This is a genomic window from bacterium (assembly GCA_020440705.1).
Classification (GTDB): domain Bacteria; phylum Krumholzibacteriota; class Krumholzibacteriia; order LZORAL124-64-63; family LZORAL124-64-63; genus JAGRNP01.
The window spans coordinates 1-7,434 of sequence record JAGRNP010000153.1; the positions used below are offsets into that span (position 1 = coordinate 1).

General features: G+C 74.1%; 4 protein-coding genes. All 4 read left to right on the forward strand.

The window, feature by feature from the left end; all coding sequences use genetic code 11:
• Positions 1-240 precede the first annotated feature (240 nt).
• The gene (locus KDM41_16180; protein MCB1184966.1) at positions 241-1,143 is read left to right on the forward strand and encodes a phosphoribosylaminoimidazolesuccinocarboxamide synthase; all 903 of its coding nucleotides are present in this window, start codon (positions 241-243) and stop codon (positions 1,141-1,143) included.
• Positions 1,125-2,660, forward strand: coding sequence for a bifunctional phosphoribosylaminoimidazolecarboxamide formyltransferase/IMP cyclohydrolase (gene purH, locus KDM41_16185; protein ID MCB1184967.1), 1,536 nt, complete (start codon positions 1,125-1,127; stop codon positions 2,658-2,660). Before KDM41_16180 ends, purH begins: the two co-directional genes overlap by 19 nt.
• Positions 2,661-2,772: 112 nt before the next feature.
• Positions 2,773-5,631 (forward strand): immune inhibitor A, encoded by a 2,859-nt coding sequence (locus KDM41_16190; GenBank protein ID MCB1184968.1) that lies wholly within the window; start codon positions 2,773-2,775, stop codon positions 5,629-5,631.
• On the forward strand, positions 5,628-7,434 hold a 1,807-nt coding region (locus KDM41_16195; protein ID MCB1184969.1), incomplete at its 3' end, for a hypothetical protein. The genes KDM41_16190 and KDM41_16195, both read left to right, overlap by 4 nt.

Sequence of the window (7,434 nt, forward strand, 5' to 3'; positions counted from 1 at the left end):
GTGACGTGGGAATCGCAGGCCGGACGCGGACGTTTGGCCGGGTCGCCTTGACACCGACGGAACGCGTACCTACAATCCCGGCGTTCCGTCGCGGCAGGCCCCGTCGCCCCGTCGGCACCCACCGCTGCTCCGTCCGGATCCGCATCCGGAATTCCGTCCGGAGCGCACCCCGGAGCCTTCGCTCCGCTCACTCCGGCGCCCGATCCGCCGGCGCCGGACAACGCAGACAAAGGGAGTCCCATGGGCGCGTTGCGCAGTACCAGGGACCTGGGTCTTGAGCCTCAGTACGAGGGCAAGGTCCGGGACATGTTCGATCTCGGCGACAAGTTCCTCATCGTTTCGACCGACCGCATCTCCGCCTTCGACGTCATCATGGACGATCTCGTACCCGGTCGCGGCGTCGTGCTGAACGTCATGAGCATGGCGTGGTTCAAGCGGTTCGCCGACATCCCCAACCACGTGATCACGGCCGATCCGTCCGAGTTCCCGGCGCCCTTCCGCGCCCACGCCGAGCATCTCGGCGGGCGCTCGGTGCTGGTGCGCAAGGCCGACCGCTTCGACGTCGAGTGCGTGGTGCGCGGCTACATCGCCGGCTCGGGCTGGAAGAGCTACAGGGCCGACGGGACCATCTGCGGCCACACGCTGCCCGCCGGCCTCCAGCTCGCGAGCGCCTTGCCCAAAGCGATCTTCACGCCGGCGACGAAAGAGGACGAGGGCCACGACATCAACATCGACTTCGACACCGCTGCGGAGATCGTCGGCGCCGACAACGCGGCCACGCTGCGGGACCTGTCGCTGCGCCTGTACACCGAGGCCGCGGCCTACGCCCGGCCCAGGGGCGTCATCGTCGCCGACACCAAGTTCGAGTTCGGCATGATCGACGGGCAGATCACCCTCATCGACGAGGCGCTCACGCCCGACTCGAGCCGCTTCTGGCCCGCCGACGGCTACGCGCCCGGCCAGGAGCCCGCGAGCTGGGACAAGCAGATCCTGCGCAACCACCTCGAGACCCTCGACTGGAACCACGACTACCCGCCGCCGCGTCTGCCGGCCGAGGTGCTGCAGAAGACCTACGCCCGCTACCGCGAGGTGCTGGAGATCCTGTTCCCGGAGGAGGCGGCCGCATGGCAGCAGTACCTGTAGACGGTCGGCGGGCCCTGCTCAGCGTCACCGACAAGACCGGACTGGTGGAGCTGGGGCGGGGGCTCGTCAGTCACGGGTTCCAGCTCGTCGCCTCGGGCGGCACGGCGAAGACGCTGCGCGAGCACGACGTGCCCGTGACGGGCGTGGGCGAACTGACGGGTTACCCCGAGATCTTCGGCGGGCGGGTCAAGACCCTGCATCCCGCGGTGCACGGCGGCATCCTCGGGCCCACGCGCGAGGCGTTCGCCGCGACGGCCGACCTCGGCATCGGGCCCATCGATCTGGTCGTGGTGAACCTCTACGCGTTCCAGGCGGCGGTCGCGGACGGCGCCGACCTGGCCGCCGCGGTGGAGAAGATCGACATCGGCGGCCCGACCCTGCTGCGGGCCGCGGCGAAGAACTTCCAGCGGGTGACGGTGGTCAGCGACCCGGCGCGGTACGGCGAACTGTTGGCGCAGCTCGCCGAGGGGGACGGCGAGACCACCCTCGAGTTCCGCACCCGCATGGCCGCCGAGACCTTCCGCCTGGTCGAGCGGTACGACGAGGCCATCGCCACCTGGCTCGAGTCGGCCACCGGCAGCCGACCGGGCATCGAGCTGCGCTACGGCGAGAACCCGCACCAGGGCGCGTCGCTGCTGCTGCCGCCCGCGCGGGGCGAGGCGCCGGCCCTGTCGGCCATCGGGCTGACCCAGCACGGCGGCAAGGAACTCAGCTACAACAACATCGTCGACCTGATCGCCGGCGTGAAGCTGGTGGGCGACTTCGACCAGCCGTGCTGCGCCGTGCTGAAGCACACCAATCCCTGCGGCTTCGGCCTCGGGGCCGGCACGGTCGGACTCGAGCGGGCCCTGCGCTGCGATCCGGTGTCGGCCTTCGGGGGTGTCTTCGCCTTCAACGTCGAGGTCGACCTCGCGACGGCCGAGATCCTGGCGGGGCGCTTCCTCGAGATCATCATCGCGCCGGCATACACGGACGAGGCGTTGGCGCGCCTCACGAAGAAGAAGAACGTGCGCACCCTGACGGTCGACCTGCCCGTCTTCCTGGCCGGGACCCGCGGGCGCGTGCGCTCCTGGGGCGACCTGCAGCTGCGCCAGGACGAGGACGAGGGCTTCCCCGAACTGGAGGAGTGGAACGTGGTCGCCGGCCCGCAGCCGGACGGAGCCACGCGCACGGCCCTGGAGATGGTCTGGAAGGTGGTCAAGCACGGCAAGAGCAACGGCATCGTGCTGGGTGACCTGACGGCGACCCTCGGCATGGGCTTCGGCCAGATGAGCCGCGTCGACTCGACGGAGCTCGCGGTGCTCAAGGCGGGCCAGCAGGACCTCGACCTGACCGGTTGCGTCGCCGGCTCCGACGGCTTCTTCCCGTTCCCGGACGGCATCGAGAAGCTGGCCGCGGCGGGTGCCCGCGCCATCATCGCACCGGGGGGCTCGATCCGCGACGACGAGGTCGCGGCGCGGGCCGACGAACTGGGGGTCACCCTGGTGCTGACGGGACGGCGGCACTTCAACCATTGAGTCCGGCGCCGCGAAGCCGGATATTCATGACCGGGAACCGATCCGGTCGGGAACTCCGCCCGGCCGGATCGGTTTCTTCCGGGGCTCCCCACCCGCCGAGCGAAAGCGACCCATGCGACCCGTGCGCCTGACCTTCCTGCTGCTCGCCGCCGTCCTCCTGGTCGGGGCCGTGCCTGTGCGCGCCGAGGGGCCGTCCCCGCCGGAGCTGCACCGGCAGCGCGCCCGCCAGCGGGAAGCCCTGCGGGACCAGGCGGCCCGCGTCGACGAGGCCCGGCGGATGGACAAGTCGGCCGCCGCGGGGCGCTTCGCGGTGCTCGTCATCCCCGTCGACTTCACCGACGCCCGGCTGCCCGACGCCTGGGACGACGCCGAGCTCGCGGCCCGCCTGTTCGGCGACGAGGGCGAGACCCTGCACAACTACTTCCGGCTGGCGTCGGCAGGGCGCCTAGATCTGGATCTCGTGCTCGCACCGCTGGTGCGGCTGCCCGACACCCGCCGCCAGTACAGCGACCGCGACCTGAACGGCTTCACCCGCACGCGTCGCCTGGCGACGGACGCCCTGACGGCGGTGCGCGAGCGGGGCCTGCCCTTCCGCCTGGTCGACAACGACGGTCCGGACGGGCGCGCGGGCAGCGGCGACGACGACGGCCGGGTGGACGGCGTGCTCATCCTGCACGCCGCACCGGGCCAGGAGAACGATCCGGCCGACGGCCTGATCCAGCCGCTGCAGTTCTTTCTCGCCGAGCCGGTCTTCGACGGCGGCGTGGCGGCAGCGTCCTACGCCGTGGCGAGCCTGCGCAGCGGACCCGGCATCTGGGCCCACGAGACCGCCCACCTCCTCGGCCTGGAGGACCGCTACGATCCGCTCCTGCACCCCACGGGAGTGAGCGAGGTGCAGTCCCGCGGCGGACTCGGGCGCTTCAGCCTCATGGCGTCGGGCGCCTGGGGCACGGGCGACGGGTGGGGGGCCGCGCTGCCCGATGCCTATTCGCGGGCCCAGGTGGGCTGGACGGCGGTGCGCAACCTGACGGTCCCGGCCGGCGGCACCGAGGGGGTCCGGCCGGGCGAGGCGGCCCGCGTGTGGCGGGCGGGTCTCGTCGGCCCGGAATTCTTCCTGCTGGAGACGCGCGACCCGGCCGCCGCCGCGCCCTTCGACGCCGACCTGCCCGGGGCGGGCGAACTGCTGGCCTACCACGTGGACGAGACGGTGCCGGAAGGCTCGTGGTCGGACGACGGCGGTCTCGCCTACCACCTGCGGGTGCGTCTGGTCGAGGCCGACGGCGACGACGGCCTGGCCACGGGGGCGGACGCCGGCGGTCCGGGCGACGTGTTTCCCGGCACGTCCGGCCGCACGACCTGGGGGCCGGGCACCATCCCTTCGACGTGGTCGTATGCCGACGGTTCCACGGGGGTCACCCTCGCCGGCATCACGCCGGTGGCCGACGGGATCGAGATGACCGTGACCGTGAGCGAAGAACCGGTCCTGGACTTCAGCGCCGCCTTCGCAGGCGACACGCTGCAACTGGCCGCCCGCGCGGCCGGACCGCCTCCGAGCGACTTGAGCTGCACGGTCACGGCGATCTCGACGCCGGCGTGGGGCGTCTTCGCGGAATCGGGCACGACCGCGACGACCGTCGCCCTCGCCAAGGACCTGGACGGCACCTGGCGACCGCTCGCGCCGCTGGTCTGGAACGCGGCGGCAGGCATCCCGGCGGCAGCCGAGACGCGGTTCCGCTACCGCTTCGTTTCCGGGGGCGTCACGCTCCACGACGAGATCCGCACCTGGCTCTGGTCGGGCGACGGGGGCGTGCTCGACTTCGAGGCCAACTGGCCGGGAGCGTGGACCGTCGCCTATCCCGACCTGGAGACCGGCACCACGTGGCACCGCTGGCCCGCCGCCCCCTGGGCCGAATTCCCCTTCGCCGGCGCGGTTCTCGCGTGCGTCGCCGCGACCCACACCGACGGCGCCGACTGGCCCGCGGTGCTCTACGGCAACAGCGCCCACACGACGCTCACCAGCAGCCCCCTCGGACCCGAGGTGGCCGCCGTGCGCATGATCCACGGCATCGAGGTCGAGTTGCTGGGCCCGGGGACGGCCATGGACGGCGGCCGGGCGCTCTGGGTCGGTCCCGACGGCGAGGAAGTGGCGGCGCAACCGGCCGAAGGCTACGACGGACGCGTCGACCCGGGTTCGCGGGCGGCCGCCCACGGCGCCGAGGCGTTCATCGGCGGCGACCTGCTGGCCGACGGCGACGTGCCGACCTGGCGGGTGGCGACCCTGCCGGTGCCCGCCGACCGGCCCGGGCCCTGGCGCCTGCGCCTGGAGTTCACGTCCAACACCCTCTGGCGCGCCCGCGGCTGGTACGTGCTCGAACTCGAGACGGTGGCGGCGGACGGGGCCGCCGCCGCCTACGCCGCGGCCTGGGACGGCGATCTGACCTGGCAGTGGCCGTGGCCCGACGGCGGGGACGTCGATTTCGTCCTGGAGGCCCGGGTGCCCGGCGGCGCGGCATGGATGCCGGTCCTCGACGTGAACGTGATCCCCGACGGGCTGGGGCTCTGCCGGGCCGACGGGGCCGCGGTCCTCGCCGCCCTGCCGGGCGGCGCGGCCACGCGGCACGAGGTGCGGGTCGTGGGGCGGCGGGAGGAGGGCCGGGTGGCCACCGCCGCCGTCGCGGTCTATCCTGACGGGGGCGCGCCGGCGGCGACGGTGTTCGGTGCGCCGTGGCCCAATCCCGCGGCGGGCGAGGTGCGTTTCCTCCTCGACATCCCGGCGGGCGACGAAGCGGTCCTGAAGATCTACGACGTGCGCGGCCGCCTGGTGCGCACGGCCCGGTACGGTGCCGGGCGGCGGTTCGTGGCCTGGGACGGCCGCAGCGCCTCGGGGGCGCGGGCGGCGGCGGGCCTGTATCTGCTCCGGCTGGAAGGAACCGGTCCGGTCCTGACGCGCAAGGTGGTGCTTCTCCATTGACGACCCGATCGACGCCGCCGCGGCGGCACCCCATCGCCCCGGGCCTGCTGCTGCTCGCGGGGTTCGTCCTCTGCTGCGGGACCGCATCCGCCGGTCCGCTCCACGATCCATGGCTCGAGCGCTTCCAGGTGGGCACCTGGCTCGACCCCGACACCATCCCCCTGGCGGCCGGCGTCCCGGCGGGGCTGCTCGAGCCGGCCCGGATCGATACGGCCTGGGTCGAGGCCGTGCGGCTGGTCCTCGCCGACGAGAATCCCGGCGCACGGGACCTGACCAGCCGGCGGCTCCTGAGCCACCTGGCCCCGGCCGGGGCGGACACCCTGTGGCGCCGGCGCGCCCTTGCCGCGGTCGACGACCTCGCCGCCGGACGCGCGGGCGACCCCGGGTTCGCCTTCCTGCGTCGCGAACGGCTGGTGGCGGCCTTCGGCGCCGCCCTCGCCCGGGGCGAACCCGCTGTGGCGGCCGACCAGGCGGCCGCGATCCTTGCCGATCCGTCGCGTCCGCCCCTCGAAGCGCGGACGCGACTCGTCTGGCGCCTGCGCCGGGAAGCCGCAGCGGCCCGGGCCGCCGGCGCCATTCCCGATGCGACCGCCGCCCTCTGGCCCGAATTCGACGAGCTCGGCGCCTTCGACACCGGCCTCGCGTGGGGCCTGTGGGTCGCCCTGCGGCGCGAGGCCGGACGACCGGCCCTGCCGCGCGGCGAGGATCCGGAACGCCTCGGTGGTGCCCTGGGCCGCCTCGGGCGGGCGTGGCTCTCCGCCGACGAACTCCACGCCTCCGACCTGCCGGACGATTGGCAGGGCGGCCTGGGCGGCATCCTGCTGCCCGTCGCCGACCTGCCCGCCCATTTCGAACGGTTCGCCACGCCGCCCGACGACTTCGAGCGGCAGGGCTGGTGGGTCCGGGGCCAGCGCCGGCGGCACCGCGGTGCGGCGGCGGCCTACGAGAACCTGGCGGCCCGCACCGACCTGAAACCCGCCTGGCGCCTCGACGTGTGGCGGCGGGCGTCCGAACGCCGCCTGCTCGCCGGGGCCTGGGTCGAAGGCCTTGCCGATCTCGACGAGGCCCTGGCGCTGGCCGCGGCCGGGCACGGCACCGACGGCCTGCGTCAGCGGCTGCGGGAATGGTCCGAGCAGGCGCTCGTGCTCGCCCTGGCGGCGGGCGACGTGGCGACGGCTCGGCGCATCCGCGACGCGACCCTCGCCGGCCTCCCGGCCGAAGAGGCCGCCGCCTTCGCCGACGAGATCCGCCACTGGCAGGACCGCCTCGATCCCGGACGCGGCGACCCGGGACCGGCCGGCGACGATCTGGTCGACGGGGCGCGGCACCGGGTCGCCGGTGGGCTGGCCGCCCCCGTGGCCGCAGCCGGACCCGCCCTGCGCGACAGCTTCGCGCTGCGGGCCGATCGCGACCTCTGGCCGGTCTGGACCCGCTGGGGTCTCGCCCTGGCCGATACGACCCCGCTTCCCGATCCCGGGCGGCGTCGGCGTGCCGCCCGGTACGCCGCGGTTCTGTCCGACGAAACCACCGGCCGCCCGGCCGAGCGGGCCCTGGCGGCCGTGGCGCTGCGCCTGGGCGACCGGGACTGGTGGCCGGTCCTGTTGCGGCAGGCCGTCGACGCCGACGCCGCGCGCCTGGCCGGGCGCGACACGCCCCCCTGGCCGTCGCCCGTCCCGGATCTGCTGCCGGACGTGCGCGGCTCCGAACTCGACCGCCACGCGCTGCTCGGCTTCTTCCTGGCCTTGGGAGACATGCGCGGCGTCCTCGGGGTGGCCTACGAACTTCCCGGTCGGGGTTTGACGC

Bases quoted from the DNA above. Each gene is read 5' to 3' on its own strand.
- KDM41_16180 (MCB1184966.1), top strand. From the start codon at position 241: ATGGGCGCGTTGCGCAGTACCAGGGACCTGGGTCTTGAGCCTCAGTAC.
- purH (MCB1184967.1), top strand. From the start codon at position 1,125: ATGGCAGCAGTACCTGTAGACGGTCGGCGGGCCCTGCTCAGCGTCACC.
- KDM41_16190 (MCB1184968.1), top strand. From the start codon at position 2,773: ATGCGACCCGTGCGCCTGACCTTCCTGCTGCTCGCCGCCGTCCTCCTG.